The organism is Flavobacterium sp. 38, from assembly GCF_057799715.1.
Window position 1 is genome coordinate 372,334 of the sequence record NZ_JBYNWZ010000002.1, and the last position, 18,546, is coordinate 390,879.

General features: G+C 38.4%; 7 protein-coding genes. All 7 read left to right on the forward strand.

Features of this window, described 5'->3' with window-relative positions:
* The first annotated feature begins 78 nt into the window (after positions 1-78).
* The 7 genes from AC3E9W_RS06765 (at position 79) to AC3E9W_RS06795 (ending at position 18,485) form a co-directional block, all read left to right on the forward strand.
* Positions 79-1,008 carry a FecR family protein gene (locus AC3E9W_RS06765; protein WP_488767683.1) on the forward strand — a complete coding sequence of 310 codons (930 nt, stop codon included), beginning with the start codon at positions 79-81 and terminating at the stop codon, positions 1,006-1,008.
* A 144-nt stretch (positions 1,009-1,152) separates the two neighbouring features.
* On the forward strand, positions 1,153-4,530 hold the full coding sequence (locus AC3E9W_RS06770) for a SusC/RagA family TonB-linked outer membrane protein (RefSeq protein WP_488767684.1): 3,378 nt from the start codon (positions 1,153-1,155) through the stop codon (positions 4,528-4,530).
* 7 nt (positions 4,531-4,537) lie between these two features.
* A complete protein-coding gene (locus tag AC3E9W_RS06775; RefSeq protein WP_488767685.1) occupies positions 4,538-5,971 on the forward strand; it encodes a SusD/RagB family nutrient-binding outer membrane lipoprotein in 1,434 nt (477 codons plus the stop codon).
* Between the two features lie 9 nt (positions 5,972-5,980).
* A complete protein-coding gene (locus AC3E9W_RS06780; protein WP_488767686.1) occupies positions 5,981-7,555 on the forward strand; it encodes a calcineurin-like phosphoesterase C-terminal domain-containing protein in 1,575 nt (524 codons plus the stop codon).
* An 8-nt stretch (positions 7,556-7,563) separates the two neighbouring features.
* Positions 7,564-8,469 carry a glycerophosphodiester phosphodiesterase family protein gene (locus tag AC3E9W_RS06785; protein ID WP_488767687.1) on the forward strand — a complete coding sequence of 302 codons (906 nt, stop codon included), beginning with the start codon at positions 7,564-7,566 and terminating at the stop codon, positions 8,467-8,469.
* 336 nt (positions 8,470-8,805) lie between these two features.
* Positions 8,806-10,413, forward strand: coding sequence for a helix-turn-helix domain-containing protein (locus AC3E9W_RS06790; protein WP_488767689.1), 1,608 nt, complete (start codon positions 8,806-8,808; stop codon positions 10,411-10,413).
* Positions 10,414-10,745: 332 nt separating this feature from the next.
* Positions 10,746-18,485 (forward strand): DUF7507 domain-containing protein, encoded by a 7,740-nt coding sequence (locus AC3E9W_RS06795; protein ID WP_488767690.1) that lies wholly within the window; start codon positions 10,746-10,748, stop codon positions 18,483-18,485.
* The last annotated feature ends 61 nt before the right edge of the window (positions 18,486-18,546 follow it).

The window sequence follows — 18,546 nt, forward strand, 5'->3', positions numbered from 1 at the left end:
TTTAAGAAAACGTTAAGACTACTTTTTCGACTACTTGTTCAATTCAAAAAATGTGACTTGTCTATAAAAGCATATATTTTGAAAAAAGAAAACTTTTTGCTTCTGGCAAAAAAATACGAAGAAGGTACCTGCACACCCGAAGAAAAAGCAGCTGTTGAAACATTTTTTGATAAAATGCAGGAGCAGTCATCAGATTTAGAAAATAATATATCTGATGAAAAAGGCGATGCCATTCTAAATAAAATACTTTTAGAATTACAGGTAAAGCCAAAAAAATATTCATTTAGAAAAGCATTAAAAGTAGCAGCCGTTTTAGTTACCGGACTTACTATTGCATTTACCGCGGCTAAATTTATTTTCAAACCAAAAGAAATCACTCAGATTACGGCCAAAGGAGAAAAGAAAGAAATTTATTTGGAAGACGGCAGTGTCATTGTATTAAACTCCAATAGTAGTGTTACGTATCCCGAAGAATTTGAAACGACAAGAAATATACAACTGACAGGACAGGCTTATTTTAAAGTTTTTAGAGATGTCAAAAGACCTTTTATAGTGCAAACCCACGATGTAAAAGTGAGAGTTTTAGGAACTTCATTCGACATCAATTCTTATAATCATCATGATACAAAGGTGAGCGTGATTACAGGAAAAGTTGAAGTTACTTCACCAACTGGAAAAAAAGTTCAGATTACCAAAAACCAGCAAGCCGATTTAATCAAGAATTCCGATTTACAGATTTCTACAGAAAACAGCGATGATAAAATTGCTTGGATCAGCAACACCATCATACTTAAGAACACCAAACTTTCAGAAACCGTTAAAATCATAGAAAACTGGTACAATGTCGATATCGTGATTGAAGATCAGGAATTGAACGACCTTACTATTTCTGGAAAGTTTAAAGACGAAAAATTGGAAAATGTCTTAGAAAGTATTGCCTATTTAAAACAGCTAAAAATAAATTACACAACTAAAAACCAAATTACTATAAGAAAAAAGACGCCTTAAAAAAAGACAAAAAACAAACCCGCCTCCGGTGCAACGGAAACGGGCATTTTAAAGACTAAAAATAAAATTTATAGCCTAACAGTAATGAACACGAAACTACAATTTTTTTTCAATAAGTATATAAAGATGAAAAATCTTTACTTAATGATTTTATTAATTTTTTCCTTTAACGGATTTGCCTTAGGTCAATCTGCGAAGGACGTACAAATAAGCCTGAATCTAAAAGATGCAACCATCACCGATTTTTTTAAGGCGGTAGAACAGAAGACGACTTTTACTTTTGTTTTTGATGAAAAAATATCAGCAACATCACAGCGCATTTCGATCTATGCAGAAAAAGAAAGTCTAGACGGAGTATTGACAAAAATTGCCGCTAAAACGGGATTGTCATTTAGAAAACTAAACAACACGATTACCGTTACCAAAAATCTTCGCGCTCAAATGAATGTTCGCGGAAAAGTATTGGACGAAAGCGGTATGCCAATGCCAGGCGTAACGGTTCTAGAAAAAGGAACAAAAACGAGCACAATGACCGATATGGAAGGAAATTTCAGTTTTGCTGTGAGTTCTTCTGCGATTCTTGTGGTTTCTTATATGGGATATAATTCTCAGGAAGTTTCGGCTAGCGCAAATCCGATTATTGTAACAATGAAATTGAGTACAAGCGAATTGAACGAAGTTGTCGTAACGGCTTTAGGAATTAAAAGAGAAGAAAAACGACTAGGATTTTCGCAGCAGACTATTAAATCTGAAAACTTATCGCAAGGAAGACCAAATAACTGGTCGTCTGGATTGAAAGGTAAAGTGGCTGGATTAAGCATCACTTCTACAGGTTCAGGGCCTTTAAATTCACAGCAAATTACCCTTAGAGGAAACAGATCGTTGAGTCCAAAAGGAAATTATGCTCTTATTGTAGTAGATGGAGTTCCTGTAAACGCAGAAATGACTACTTCTGGTTCAACGAGTGCATATATGGGAGAAGATTCACCAATTGATTACGGAAACGGTATTTCAGACCTTAATCTGGATGATATTGATGCGGTAACAGTGCTTAAAGGTGCAGGTGCAACTGCGCTATATGGTAGCCGTGCGGCAAACGGTGCTTTGATTATTACCACAAAATCGGGAAAGAAAAACAAAGGTTTAGGAATTTCTTTTAATACTGGAGCCACTTTCGACGTCATCCAAAGATGGCCAGATTATCAATATAAATACGGACAAGGAACTGGAAATTCGCCAGATGCTGCGGGAAATCAATATTACTCTTACGGGAATTCTGCAGATGGAACTTCAACAAGCGGAACCAGCAGTGCGTGGGGACCCGCTTTTACAGGACAGAATTTCTACCAATATGATCCTGCTGTGCAAGGACAATCTCCAGAAAGAACGCCTTGGCAATCTTACAGAGACAACCGTAAAGATTTTTGGAGAACAGGTGTGACTTTAAACAATAATATTTCGATTCAAGGCGGTGACAACAAAGGTTCGATGCGTCTTTCTCTTGGAAATCAGAAAAACGAATGGATTATGCCAAATACTGGTTTTGACAGAGTTACTGCTGCAGTAAATGCCAATTATCAGGTTTCGGACAGAATTAAATTGGGAACAACGGTAAATTATAATACGAGAAACAGTGATAATCTTCCTTCTACAGGTTATAACAATGGTTCTATCGCGTATTTCATGATTTTCCAACAGCCCAATATTGATTTAGATTGGTACCGTCCGATTTGGGAGAAAGGCAAAGAGCAGATCGCGCAATTGCATCCGTTCAGTTCTTTCATAGATAATCCGTATTTGATTGCTTACGAGGCGACTAATACTTTAGACAGTGATCAGATTGTAGGGAATTTGTTTGCCAATATTACTTTGTCTCCAAATCTGGAATTAATGTTGCGTTCTTCTATGAACACTTACAATCAGACTAGAGAACAGAAAAGACCGTACAGCATCAACAGATATGCAAAAGGATTTTACGAAAGACAAGACGTTTTCAAACAAGAAATCAACTCCGACTTTTTGCTTTCATACAAAAAAGATTTTGGAGATAAATTCTCGCTTTCGGCATCAGCAGGTGGAAACGCGATGAGTTATAAATACAGAAGAACAGAAGCAGAAGTAACTGGTTTAGTAGTTCCTGGCGTTTATAAACTTTCAAATGGTTCAAGCGCACCGATTTTAACTTTAGGCGATGCCAATAAAAAAATGAATAGTTTGTACGGTTTAGTTTCCATGTCGTACCGAGATATGCTTTTTGTAGATATCACAGGAAGAAATGACTGGACGAGTACGCTTCCAGTAGAAAATAATTCTTTCTTTTATCCGTCGATCAATACAAGTGCGGTTCTTTCAGAAATGTTCAGTCTTCCAAAAGCAATTGACTTCTTAAAATACAGACTTTCTTTTGCTCAGGTAGGAAACGATACAGAACCTTATAAAACACAGAAATATTACGGACAAAGTGCTTTTCCAAGTTCGGCTCAGACGTTAACGGTTTTATATAATGATCATTTTAAACCAGAAATTACGACAAGTTTTGAGACTGGTTTTGAAATTAGAATGCTGAAAAACAGACTTACGTTTGATGGTACAGTTTACGAAAGTGTGACTAAAAACCAGATTATCGATATTCCGATGGATTTTTCTACGGGTTATAGTGGAGCAGTTTTAAACGGAGGTAAAGTAAGAAACCGCGGAATCGAACTTACGCTTGGCGGAAAAATTATTGATGGCGAGAATTTCAAATGGAATGCAACGATGAACTGGTCAAGAAACTGGAACAAAGTAATGGAACTGCCAGAAGGAATTGACGGACAGCAGATTATTGGTACAGGAGGAACAGCCTCAATCATTGCAAAAGTTGGCGGAACTACAAGCGCTATTTATGGTTTCGGATTTGTGAGATCTCCTGACGGACAGATTGTATATGACAATGCGGGTCTGCCAGCATATCCTGAAGCAATTCAGTATATCGGTGATGCGAGTCCAAAATGGAAAGGCGGTTTGACTAATGGTTTTTCTATTGGAAATTTCACTATGAATGTAACAATTGACGGTCAGTACGGCGGTATTATTTATTCACAGACACACCACAAACTTTCTGAACAAGGGAAATTAAATTCTAACGAAATGGGTAGAGCAGACGGCTTTATCATTGGAGATGGTGTAGTTCAAAATACTGATGGATCGTACTCTCCAAATACCAAAAAAGTGGCAACAGCTGATTGGTATGTTCGTTATTACCGAAGAGCCAATATTGAATCGAATTCATTTGACGCTTCTTTTGGAAAGCTTCGCGAAATCAGTCTTCAATATAATTTGCCAAAAAGATGGCTGAAAAATACAGGATTGCAATCGCTTCAGTTTTCCATTTTCGGAAGAGATTTAGCAACCGTTTCCGATTTCCCAATTTACGATCCTGAAACAGCGGCTCTAAACGGAGATACTATTTTGCCAGGTATAGAAATGGGGCAGATGCCTTCTCCGGCAACTTATGGTTTCAATTTAAGTTTGACTTTATAATTAGACAATGAAAAAAATAAAAATCACAGCAATAATTCTACTTCTTACAGGACTGACAATTTCTTGTTCAAATGGTTTTGAAGAACTTAATGAGAATCCGAATCTGATTACCGAAATAAGTCCGGGAACTTTATTGAACCCGATTATCTACGGAATTGCTTCCCAGAATGCCACACAGAGTGTTGACGTGACCTTCAATTTAATGCAGGTTTCGCTTCCTTATCCAAGTATCACAGGCGGACTCCACCGTTATGATGTAAGCAATAATATCGGAAACTCGGCTTGGAACAATTATTACAAATGGCTTTCGAATATTAGAGAAATGCGCATGGCTTCTGTAAAAGCGGGAGACGGCAATTACGAAGCGATTGCTTTAACATTAAATGCATTGGTTTACGCCAATCTTACCGATCTTTTTGGTCCAGTGCCAATGACCGAAGCAGTACGCGGAGAAGATGCCATTTTATATCCGAAATACGATACGCAGGAGTTTATTTATGAAACCATTTTAGCGGATTTAGAAAAAGCCAATACGCTTTATGATACTAGTAAAGCGATGATTTATAGCGAAGATATTTTGTTTCAAAACAATGTTCTGAAATGGAAGAAATTTACCAACTCTCTTAAAATGAGATTGCTGTTAAGGGTTTCCAACCGAACAGAAATGGGTGCTTTTACAAAACTGGCTTATATGGCAGATCATCCAGAAATTTACCCGGTTTTTACCAATACAGCTGAAGGTGCAATTCTGAAAGTAACGGGAGTTTCTCCAAATGTTTCTCCGTGGGGAAGGCCGCAAGATTTTAACCTGAGTATCAAAATGGCTTCTTTTTTTCTGGATAATTTAAATACGCTTGAAGATCCAAGAAGAGCTATAATTGCAACAGGTGCGACAGCTTTGGTAACCAATGCTCCAATTGGATTTAAAGGAATTGACAGCGGTTATGCAGGTTCAGATTCGCAGTTTAAATACAACGCCTCCACACTTTTGAATGTTCAGGCTCAAAACCCAATGCAGATTTTTATTCTGACGTATGCTGAGGTTGAATTTATTAAAGCAGAATTGGCGCAACGCGGACTTATTGCAGACGCACAAGGACATTACGAAAAAGGGGTTAAATCGGCAATCGAACATGTAAAAGCGGTTGTTCCAGCAACTTATTTTAATAAACCAGAAGCACAGTACAATGGAACATTAGAAAGAATCATGTTGCAAAAGTATTATGCATTGTATTTTACAGATTACCAGCAATGGTTTGAATACCGCCGAACAGGATTTCCTGTACTGCCAAAAACGACAGCGATGCTAAATGATGGAATTATGCCATCTAGATTTACGTATCCAGATAATCAGCAGATAAAAAATAACGAAAACTATTTGGAAGCTGTTGAAATGGTAGGAGGCGACAATATCAATACTAAAGTTTGGTGGGACAAATAAAATTTTAAAATGAAAAAGACATTTATATATAGTGCAATGTTATTTTGTGGTGTTCTGACAGCACAAACAACTGTAAAAGGAATCGTTTTTGAAGATGTAAATCAAAACGGTAAAAAAGAAAAAAAAGAAAAAGGAATTGCCAATGTTGCTGTTACTAACGGGCGTGAAGTGGTTTTGACTGATAAAAAAGGAAACTACGAACTGCCGTTAGCCAATGATGCTATTATTGCCGTAATTAAACCTTCGGGGTATAAAATTCAGGTCAATAAAGATAATATACCTCAGTTTTTCTACAATTATAAACCAACAGGTTCTCCAAAAGGTAAATTTGAAGGCGTTGCTCCAACAGGAAAGCTTCCAGAATCTGTAGATTTTGGATTAGCTCCTCAAAAAGAAACCAACGATTTTACAGCACTTATTTTTGGTGATCCGCAGCCGTACAATCTAGAAGAAGTTGATTTTTTTGCCAGAGGAATTGTGGCTGAAGTAGAAGGCATCAAAAATATTCCATTCGGATTAAGTATGGGAGATTTGGTTGGAAACGATCTTAGTTTATTCAATCCGTATATTCAGGCCGTAAAAAAAGTTGGAATTCCGTGGTACAATCTTTTAGGAAACCACGATTTAAATTTTGATGCCAAAGCCGATAATTTAGCCGATGAAACTTATGAGGCTCATTTTGGTCCTGCGAATTATGCTTTCAATTACGGAAAAGTGCATTTTATTGTTCTAGATGATGTTTTATACCCTGACCCAAGAGATCACGAAGGATATTGGGGCGGTTTTACAGAAGAACAAATGCAGTTTATAGCAAATGATTTGAAATTAGTTCCAAAAGACAATTTGATCGTACTCGCTTTCCACATTCCGATAAGTGAGCCAGACGAAAAAGATGATGCTTTTAGAGACGAAGACCGTCAGAAATTATTTGAATTGCTGAAAGATTTCCCAAATACACTTTCGCTTTCGGCGCATACACACATGCAGAGACAGGATTTCTTAGGCAAAAAAGAAGGCTGGCTGCAAGAAACGCCGCATCACCATTACAATATTGGGACCACATCTGGAGATTGGTATTCTGGAAAACTGGACGAGAAAGGAATTCCGATTTCGGTTATGAGAGATGGAACGCCAAAAGGGTACGCTTTTATTCATTTTAACGGAAATAAATATACCGTAGATTACAAAGTAGCAGGAAAACCAGACAATTATCAGATGAAAGTTTTTGCTCCAAAAGTAGTTGCAAAAGCAAAACGTACCAAATCGGGTGTATTTGCTAATTTCTTTATGGGAAGCAAAAAAGACAAAGTGCAGTATAGAGTAGACCAAGGCGAATGGAAAGAAATGGAATATGTTGAGGTACAAGATCCATCGTATGTAGAATTGGTTTACGAATGGGAATTATCTGAAGTGCTGATGCCTGGAAAACGTTCTTCAGATCCTGAAAAAAGTACGCACGTTTGGAGAGGAAATATTCCTTCTGATCTTGCTATTGGCGAACATGCTATCGAAATTAAAGCAACCGATATGTTTGGCAAAACGCATACTGCAAATACGACTTACAGAATTGATAAAGTAAAATAATCGATTGAATGATGTTTAAAATCAAAGAGATAAGCTGTGTTTTGATAACGGTTTTAGTGGCCTATTCTTGCGGAAATCAAAAAGCTGTTCCTTCAAAAAAAGTAATTGAAGCGCAAGGGCATCGCGGCGATCGCGGCAATTTTCCAGAGAATTCTATTCCGGCTTTTATTAGTGCTGTAAAAAAAGGCGCTGATGTTATAGAATTGGATGTTGTGATTTCTAAAGATCAAAAAGTTGTCGTTTCACACGAACCTTTTATGTCTTCGCAATACATGTCGGATTCGCAAGGAAAACCAATTTCGAAAGAAAAAGAAAAGAGCTTTAACCTTTATGAAATGACGTACGACAGCATTAGAAAGTTTGACAGCGGTTCTAGAGGAAACTTGAATTTTCCGCAGCAGCAAAAGCAAAAAACATACAAGCCACTGCTGTCTGAAGTTATTGATAGTGTTGAGGAATACATTACCGAAAACAAGCTAAAACCAGTGCGATATAATATCGAAATCAAATCTGAAAAATCGGAATATGGTAAAAGTCAGCCAGAGCCTGAAGTTTTTACAGAAATTGTCATGAAAATCATTCAAGAAAAAGGAATTGAAAAAAAGATCAATATTCAGTCTTTTGATCCTGAAGTATTAAATGTCATGCATAAAAGATTTCCAAAGACAAAAATCGCTTATCTGGTTGGAAAAGGCAGTTTGTCCAAAAATCTTTTGATGCTTAATTTCAGACCAGAAATTTACAGTCCGCATTATAAATTGTTAAATAAAGCAGTAGTAGATTCTCTACGAAATATAAAAATGAAAATAATTCCTTGGACTGTCAATGATGAGGCAGATATCGACAATATGATACAGCTTCACGTTGATGGAATCATTACAGATTATCCAGAAAGAGTTTTGAGAAAAAGATAAAATTTTTTTCAAGTTTGTGTTTTTTTTAATTGGCCTTCAATTTATTGGAGGCCTTTTTACTTTAGATTAAAATAAGAAAACACACAAAAAGTTATAAATATGCCTGTTAGCTATTTTTTTTGTTTCTTTCTTACACTTTAACAAAATTTCCTTTTAGGAACCTTACCTTTGTAAAAATCACTTTTGAGTCAAAAGTTTGAAGACAAGATTCTTAATTGCGACGAATCTATAATTCCTATTTTGCTGACTTTTAATCTTCTAAATAAATTTAAGCCCCAATGAAGTAAGGAGCCAAAATACCTTACTATTTTATCCGCAAGTAACACCCCTCCCAAAATGAATACCAGAATTACCATCTGTGCCTGTATAAAAAAGGCACTAAAAAGCTATAGTTTACTACTATGCATCATTTTTACTGCTACAACAGTATTTGCACAAAAAAAATCGTCTTTTGATATTGTAATGTACTACACCGCTGTTGACTTAGCAAGCAAAGACATCAAAAAAGCATTAGAAACAGCAGACTCTCTCTATGAGCATTCAGTAGAACCGATTCATAAAGTAAAATCACTTATGCTAATAGCTGATTTGAAAAAGAATACAGGAGATCTCGAAAAATCGATTGACCATGCCGTTACAGCCGAAAATATTGCAGAAATCAATAAACTCTACGAATGGCAAGTTAGAATAGCAGGTTTTTTATCAGCTCAATATCGTACACTCGGCTTAAAAGAGCAAAGTGTTTTGTCTTTAAAAAAGGTGTTGAAAATTATTCCTAAAATTGATAACCCGAAAATTTCAAATCAGTTGCAGGCCATTACCAATCAACAGATTGCCAAATATGCAATCGAAGATGAAGATTTTAATCAAGCCATTTCTTATTTGAAAATTACCAAAATCTATCTTGATAAAACAAGAAACTCGAAAGTAAAGTTTTTTCATTATGCTACAAACGAATACATGTTTGGCCAAGCTTACTTAGGACTAAAGGATTATTCAAAATCACTTTACTATTATAATTCTTCTTTATCCTTACTTTTTAAGAATGATATAGCAAAAGAAGGTACTATTTTGAGCGGTTTTGTATATAGCGATATAGGAGAAATATATTTTGCCCTCAAAGACTTAAAAAATGCGTCACTTTATTATAATAAAGCGCTTTTAGTAGCAGAGCAGTCCGATTTTCTAGAATTAAAAGAAGAAGTGTATTATAATCTGGCCGTTTATTATGACAGCAAACAAGATGTGAAAAACTACGCCAGTTTTAGCAAACTTTATGAAAAAACGCAGCTTAGATTAATGGATTCTCATAAAGAGGGAGTAAATAGCATTGTAAACAGATTACAGGAAAAAGAAGCAAAATTATCTCAAATGCAGGGCATAATTATAGCTTCAAGTGTTGTTGTTGCAATTCTTCTCATTACAGGAATAGTGCTTATTATTAGAAGAAGAAAATCAGATATTAAGAAATTCGAAGAAATTATCAGCAAAATAGAAAACAGTTCTTTTAAACCAGAATACAAAGAAGAAAAAACTGTTACCGAAGAAGTCGAAAAAAAGGTGTTAATGACCGAAGAAACGGAACAATTAATACTGAAAAAGCTGAAGAAATTTGAGGAAAAAGATGGTTATGTCAATAGAAGCATCAGTCTTTCGAGTTTATCTGCAAAGTTTGAAATCAATAGTAAATACCTTTCTTATGTTATCAATAAACACAAAGGGAAAGATTTTAATAATTACATCAACACGCTCAGAATTTATTATATCATAAGAAAAATGGAAAGCGATCCAGTATATCTTAGTTATAAAATTAGCTATTTGGCAGAAGAATGCGGCTTCTCTTCGCACAGTAAATTTACAGCAATTTTTAAAGCCGAAATGGGAATTTCCCCATCTGTTTTTATGCAATACGCAGCCGAAAAAAATAACAAGATGAAAGCGTAAATATCTCTCCAATCTCTTCCAAAAAGTCCTGTTTTTTAGCAGGACTTTTTTTGCTTTAATGCATATTTCACCTCATTGTTACTACATCACGAGGTACTTATTACGGATATTTTTTTAGGTTTTTTGAAAAACAATTAAACTGCTTTATTGTTTCTGATAATCAGTTTTTTACAAATGGTTTTATGCTGTTCACTTTCACGATAGTGTACAGCAATTGGGTTTAGTTGGGATATTTATCAGGGTATTTTTGACAGATTTTTCGTGGAGCGAGAATGCGCTATTTTATAGCAAATCTGTCTCTTTTTCTCAATATTAATTTATACCCAAAAAACGTGAAGAAACTTTACTTATTGTTTACTGTCTTGTTCTTCCTGGTTTCAGGAAATCTACTAGCTCAGGAAATTTGTAATAACGGAATTGACGATGACGGCGATGGTTATGTAGACCAATACGACCCTGATTGTAATGCAGGACCGGCACCGACGTGTTTTGCTCCGGCACCGGCACCAAATTTCCAGATAAAACTGGCGCTCCAAGGACCAGCAAATACATTAGATACTTCTGTGTCTCCGTCAATCGGTGACCTTGATGGCGATGGAATTCCAGAAATTATTGCGCCTCTTGGGGATAGTGCTCAAGGTTATACCACATATCGTGTAGTTGGAGGAGTGCTTCAAGATGCTGGAATTAATTTTCAATTGAGAGTGCAGGCACCTGTTAACGGGACAATCGTACAGCCTGCCATTGCAGATATTGATGGTGACGGCACAGCTGAAGTTGTTTGTGTCGAATATACTGGTTTTGTGTATGTTTTTGGTAATACAGGAGGAACTGCAACAACATACAAATTTAAATCAGATGTCGCAACAAGTTTTTTAGGAGGATCTCCAAGAATTGCAGATATAGATGAAGATGGAGTTCCTGAAATTGTTATTGGAAATCAGGTTTTTGTATTTGATTTGGTTAATAACACTTTGAAAAGATTACCAATTGAAGATACGAGACTTCCGATTGGACGTGATAATGCCAATTGGGGAGCAGATCCAGTTATAGTAGATATTTTGCCAGACAATCCGGGAAAAGAAATTGTAGCGGGAAGTGTAGTATATGGTGTTAATATGACAACAGGGCCTAAAAAAATAAGAGATTTAACTAGCAGAGGAATAGCAGTTACTAGTGATGGACCAACAGCCGTCGCTGACCTAGATTTGGATGGAGAGTTAGAAATTACTTATACTTCTGAGCAGAATCGACTTGTCGTTTGGAATCCTAAAGAGAGTAAGTTATTATTAAATCTTCCCACAGGAGCAATTAATAATAGAAGAAGTATGCCAACAATTTCCTATGCGTACAATGATATTACAAACAACGGAATGAGTGTAGACTATCCTGAGATTCTTGTAGGTTATCGTAATATGATAAAAGCTTATAATTTGCAACTTCCAGGAAATGTAGCATGGACTCTTGCTACAACCGATACTTCAGGTGAAACGGGTATATCGTCATTTGATTTTAATGGTGATGGCATTCAGGAATTAGTATATAACGATGAAACCCAAATTAGAATTATTAATGGAAATACTATAACGCCAGTTGATTTAGCAGTGTTCGATTCGGGTACAGAAACTTGGATGGAGCATCCAGTAATTGCAGATGTTGATAATGACAATCAAGCGGAGATGATTGCTTTTACAGGAGCTGCTCATGCAGGTAGTAATAAAGGACAAATAAATATTTTTAAATCAGACGGAGGAACGATATGGCAGCCTGCCAGAAAGATTTGGAACCAACGCGGTTATCATGTAATCAATATCAATGATGACTTAACGGTACCAAAGCAGGAAACTAAAATGAATAATTTTATGCCTGCTGGTTCAACTTCATATAAAGTTTTAAATCAATATAACGTACAGTTTAATCCAACCAACTTTTTGTTAGAGCCAGGAACTGTGGCTGCGGCAGATGTGCAATTAAACAGTTTGCAGAATTTTGATTTAACTACAGGTCAGCTAACGCTTAATATAAGTGTTCTAGGAAATTTAAGCTTGCCTGCAGGAACTCCAATTACGGTTTATAATGGAAACCCAACGACTGGACCCGCGGCTGTAGTGGGAACTGGATATACCAGTAGTGCAATAGCATCTGGAACTACTCAAACGATGACCATTACAATTCCGACAGTTCAAAGTTATAGATTGTATGCCATTGTAAATGATAACGGATCGATTCCGACACCATTTGATTTATCTGCTGATTTTCCTTCAACTGGAATCGTAGAATGTAATTATTTGAACAACATTGCTTCTATAGTGCCTCCAGTTTATGATACGGATGGTGACGGAAAAAATGATTTAATTGACGAAGATGCCGATAATGATGGTATTTTGAATGTGGATGAATCGCAGGGATATGATATGTATGGCGATGAAGACGGAGATGGAATTCTAAATTTTCAAGATGTTAACAGAGGTCCTGGCCCAGGTGATGGTTCTTTAACAGATTACACAGACTCAAATGGCGACGGAATTGCCGATGTTTTTGATACAGATGGCGACGGAATTATTGACGCTTACGATTTAGATAGCGATAACGACGGATGTCCAGATTCTAACGAATTTTATGAAGATTCAAATGCTGATGGAGGAGATGGAGGTCAGTTTGGAATAGGACCAGATCCAGTAGCAACTTTTGCAAATGGAAGAGTATCTAATCCTGCAGCTACCTATTCGGGTATTTTACCTCCTGTTTTTGCTGCTGTAACGATGACTGTAGCGACTCCAATGGTAGACCAAACAGCAACTATAGGAGATAATATTACCTTTTCATCTGGAATTACAGCTGAAAAAGTTACCAATTTTTACACAACTCCTGCTACAAAAGCAGATGCAACGGCAGAGTTAACATATCAATGGTATGTGAGTACAGATGGCGGAACATTGTTTAACAGTCTGCCAGCAGAGACAAATGCTACATTGAATGTAAATAATGTACAGCTTACAAACGATCAATATATTTACAGAGTTGTTGCTTCTCATACAGGCAGCAGTATAGGATGTTCTGAAACAGTAGATGAGGCTCTTTTAAGAGTGCCACAAGATGCAAGTCTAGCGCTTGTTAAGACTGCTTTGGTAGGAACAGCTGTGTCAGCAGGTGACCAAATTACATATACTTTTACAGTAACCAATACTGGAAATGTACCTTTAAGCAATGTTGAAATTGATGACGCGAAGACTGGAAGCACGGCATTGGCAGTGAACCCGTCAACAATTGCGCCTGGAGCAACGGGAACTATTACGGCTACTTACACCATTACTCAAGCTGACTTAAATGCAGGAAGCGTTAGTAATACAGCAACTGCAACAGGAACAGCACCCGATACGACTACCGTAACCGATACTTCGGGTACGGCTCAAAATAATGACACACCAACAGAGATAACTCTTACACAAAGCCCAGCTATTGCTGTTGTAAAAACAGCATCAGTAGGCGGAACTGGAGCAGTTGGTGACCAGATCACGTATACATTTAATGTTACCAATACAGGAAATGTAAATTTAAGCAATGTTGTAATTGACGATGCTAAAACAGGAAGCGCAGCATTGGCGGTAAGCCCGTCAACGATTGCACCTGGAGGATCAGGAAGCATTACAGCAGTTTATACCATTACTCAGGCAGATATTGATGCGGGAAGTGTAACCAATTCAGCGACAGCTACTGGAACAGCTCCTAATGCATCGACAGTGAGTGATACTTCGGGTACAGCTCAAAATAATAACACTCCGACAGAAACCTCACTTACTCAAAGTCCGGCTATTGCGCTTGTAAAAACAGCATCTATAGGAGGAACAGGAGCGGTAGGAGATGAAATTACTTATACTTTCAGCGTAACAAACATAGGAAATGTAAGTTTGACTGATATTATTATTGAGGATCCAATGATCGGTAATACAGGACTTACACTTAATTCGTCGTCTCTTGCACCAGGTGTGTCAGAAAGTGTTACGGCAACTTATTCCATAACTCAAGCAGATCTTGATGCAGGAAGCGTAACCAACTCAGCGACTGCAACAGGAACGGCTCCAAATGCAGCAACGGTAAGCGACACTTCTGGAACTGCATTAACGAATGATGACGATACGGTAACGAATCTTACGCAAAGCCCGGCCATAGCCGTTGTAAAAACAGCTTCGGTAGGCGGAACGGGAGCGGTTGGAGACCAGATTACCTATACTTTTGATGTGACCAACACAGGAAACGTCACCTTAAGCAATGTTATAATTGACGATGCTAAAACAGCAAGCACAGCATTGGCGGTAAGCCCGTCAACTATTGCGCCTGGAGCATCAGGAACTATTACGGCAACTTACACGATAACCCAAGCTGACCTGAATGCTGGAAGCGTAACCAACTCAGCGACTGCAACAGGAACAGCTCCGAATGCAGCAACCGTAAGCGACACTTCGGGAACTGCATTGGCTAATGATGATGATACGGTAACGAATCTTACCCAAAGTCCAGCGATTGCAGTTGTAAAAACAGCATCAGTTGGAGGAACGGGAGCGGTTGGCGATCAGATCACCTATACTTTTGATGTGACCAATACAGGAAACGTCACTTTAAGCAATGTTGTAATTGACGATGCGAAGACAGGAAGCGCAGTATTGGCGGTAAGCCCGTCGACAATTGCGCCTGGAGCATCGGGAACTATTACGGCTACGTACACGATCACGCAAGCAGACTTAAACGCAGGAAGCGTTAGCAATACAGCAACAGCAACAGGAACAGCTCCTGATACTACTAAGGTAACTGATACTTCTGGAACAGCTCAAAATAATGACACGCCAACAGAGACAACTCTTACACAAAGCCCAGCTATTGCCGTTGTAAAAACAGCATTAGTAGGCGGAACGGGAGCGGTTGGAGATCAGATCACTTATACTTTTGATGTGACCAATACAGGAAATGTAACTTTGACCAACGTTGTAATTGACGATGCGAAGACAGCAAGCACAGCATTGGCGGTAAGCCCGTCAACTATTGCGCCTGGAGGAACTGGAACTATTACGGCAACTTACACGATCACGCAGGCTGACCTGAATGCAGGAAGTGTGACTAACACAGCGACTGTAACAGGAACAGCTCCGAATGCATCGACTGTGAGTGACACTTCTGGAACTGCGCTTAATAATGATGATGATACGGTAACTAATCTTACGCAAAGCCCTGCAATCGCAGTTGTAAAAACAGCAGCAGTAGGCGGAACGGGAGCGGTTGGCGATCAGATCACCTATACTTTTGATGTGACCAATACAGGAAATGTTACGTTAAGCAATGTTGTAATCGACGATGCTAAAACAGGAAGCGTGGCATTGGCGGTAAGCCCGTCAACTATTGCGCCTGGAGGAACTGGAACTATCACGGCCACATACACGATTACGCAGACTGACCTGAATGCAGGAAGCGTAACCAATTCGGCAACAGCAACAGGAACGGCTCCGAATGCAGCAACGGTAAGCGACACTTCGGGAACTGCTTTGACTAATGATGACGATACAGTAACCACGCTTACGCAAAGCCCTGCAATCGCAGTTGTGAAAACGGCTTCGATAGGCGGAACAGGATCGGTTGGTGACCAGATTACGTACACATTTGATGTGACCAATACAGGAAACGTAACCTTAAGCAATGTTGTAATTGACGATGCCAAAACAGGAAGCGCAGCATTGGCGGTAAGCCCATCAACAATTGCGCCTGGAGCATCAGGAACAATTACGGCTACTTACACGATCACGCAGGCTGACCTGAATGCAGGAAGCGTAACGAATTCGGCTACTGCAACAGGAACAGCTCCAAATGCATCGACAGTAAGCGACACTTCTGGAACTGCGTTGACTAATGATGATGACACAGTAACGAATCTTACGCAAAGCCCAGCCATTGCCGTTGTAAAAACAGCTTCTGTAGGCGGAACAGGCGCGGTTGGCGATAATATCACTTATACATTTGATGTGACCAATACAGGAAATGTCACTTTAAGCAATGTTGTAATTGATGATGCGAAAACAGGAAGCGCAGCATTGGCGGTAAGCCCGTCAACTATTGCGCCTGGAGCATCAGGAACTATTACGGCTACATACACGATCACACAGGCTGACCTGAATGCAGGAAGCGTAACCAATTCGGCAACTGCAACAGGAACAGCTCCAAACGGATCGACGGTGAGCGACACTTCTGGAACTGCATTGAATAATGATGATGATACGGTAACCAATCTTACGCAAAGTCCAGCGATTGCAGTTGTTAAAACAGCATCAGTAGGCGGAACGGGCGCGGTTGGAGATCAGATTACCTATACTTTTGATGTGACCAATACAGGAAACGTCACTTTAAGCAATGTTATAATTGACGATGCCAAAACCGGAAGCGTGGCATTGGCGGTAAGCCCCTCAACCATTGAGCCTGGAGCATCAGGAACTATTACGGCAACTTACACGATAACCCAAGCTGACCTGAATTCGGGAAGCGTAACCAACTCAGCGACTGCAACAGGAACGGCTCCAAATTCATCGACAGTAAGCGATACGTCAGGAACTGCAATAAATAATGATGATGACACGGTAACGAATCTTAACCAAAGCCCAGCGATTGCCGTTGTAAAAACAGCTTCGGTAGGCGGAACGGCAGCAGTTGGCGACCAGATCACCTATACATTTGATGTGACCAATACAGGAAACGTTACTTTAACCAATGTTGTAATTGATGATGCTAAAACAGGAAGTACATCATTGGCGGTAAGCCCGTCAACTATTGCGCCTGGAGGAACTGGAACTATTAAGGCAACTTACACGATCACGCAGGCTGACTTAAATGCAGGAAGCGTAAGTAATACGGCAACAGTTACAGGAACGGCTCCGAATAATACATCGATAACGGATATTTCAGGAACGGCATTAAATAATGATACTCCAACAGTAAGTACTCTTACTCAGAGTCCAAGTATGAGACTGCTAAAAACAGGATTGTACCAAGATGCTAATGCCAACGGAACTGTAGATGCTGGAGATCGTATTAATTATACTTTCAGAGTTGTAAATACAGGAAATGTTACGATCAAAGACATTGTAGTTACAGATCCAATGGTAGCAGTGAATGGAGGTCCTATTGCATCGTTGATTCCGTCAGCTGCAGATGAAACAACTTTCACAGCTAGTTATACTTTAACTCAAGCAGATATTGATCTTGGAGCGGTATATAATTTGGCTTTAGTTGCAGGAAAAGATCCGAACGGAAATACTATAGAGGCAGATTCTGAAGATCCATCTCCGCTAGGAACAAATGATCCATTTTATGAGCCAACTTGCCCTAGCTGTAGTGTGACTGTTTTACAGCAAAAATCTAGTATAGCTTTAATTAAAAATGCTGTTTTCAATGATGAAAACAACAATAATAATGCTGATGCTGGCGAAACCATAACGTACAGTTTTGTGGTAACCAATACCGGAAATGTAAGATTGACCAATATTACAATTGAAGATCCGCTTCCAGGAATTGTAATGACTGGAGGACCGATAGCTTTAGCTCCGGGAGAAAGTGACAGCAATACTTTTAGAGGAATCTATACGATAAAACAAAGCGATATCAATGCCGAAAGCGTTTCAAATCAAGCATTCGTTACAGGGCAAACACCTTTAGGAGTTACAGTAAAAGATGCTTCTGATAATAGCGGTAACGAAGGCGATAATCCAACGGTGTTGTCATTGAGTGGCTGTAACATAAAAGTATTCAATGTATTGTCACCAAATGGAGATTCATTAAACGATAATTTCTTCATTCAAGGAATAGAATGTTATCCAGAGAACACAGTGGAAATTTACAATCGTTGGGGAGTTTTAGTATTTGAACGCAGTCAGTACAATAATCAGGATCGTGCATTTACTGGAATTTCTGAAGGGCGTACGACGATCAAAAAATCGGAAAGCTTGCCTGTTGGAACATATTTTTATGTTCTAAAGTATAAGGATAGCGATTCAAATGTTCATCAGAAATCAGGATACCTATACCTTACGAAATAACAGTTAAAGCAAAATTTAAAATGGCTTAGCGATAAAAAGCTAAGCCATCATAAAAAGAAAA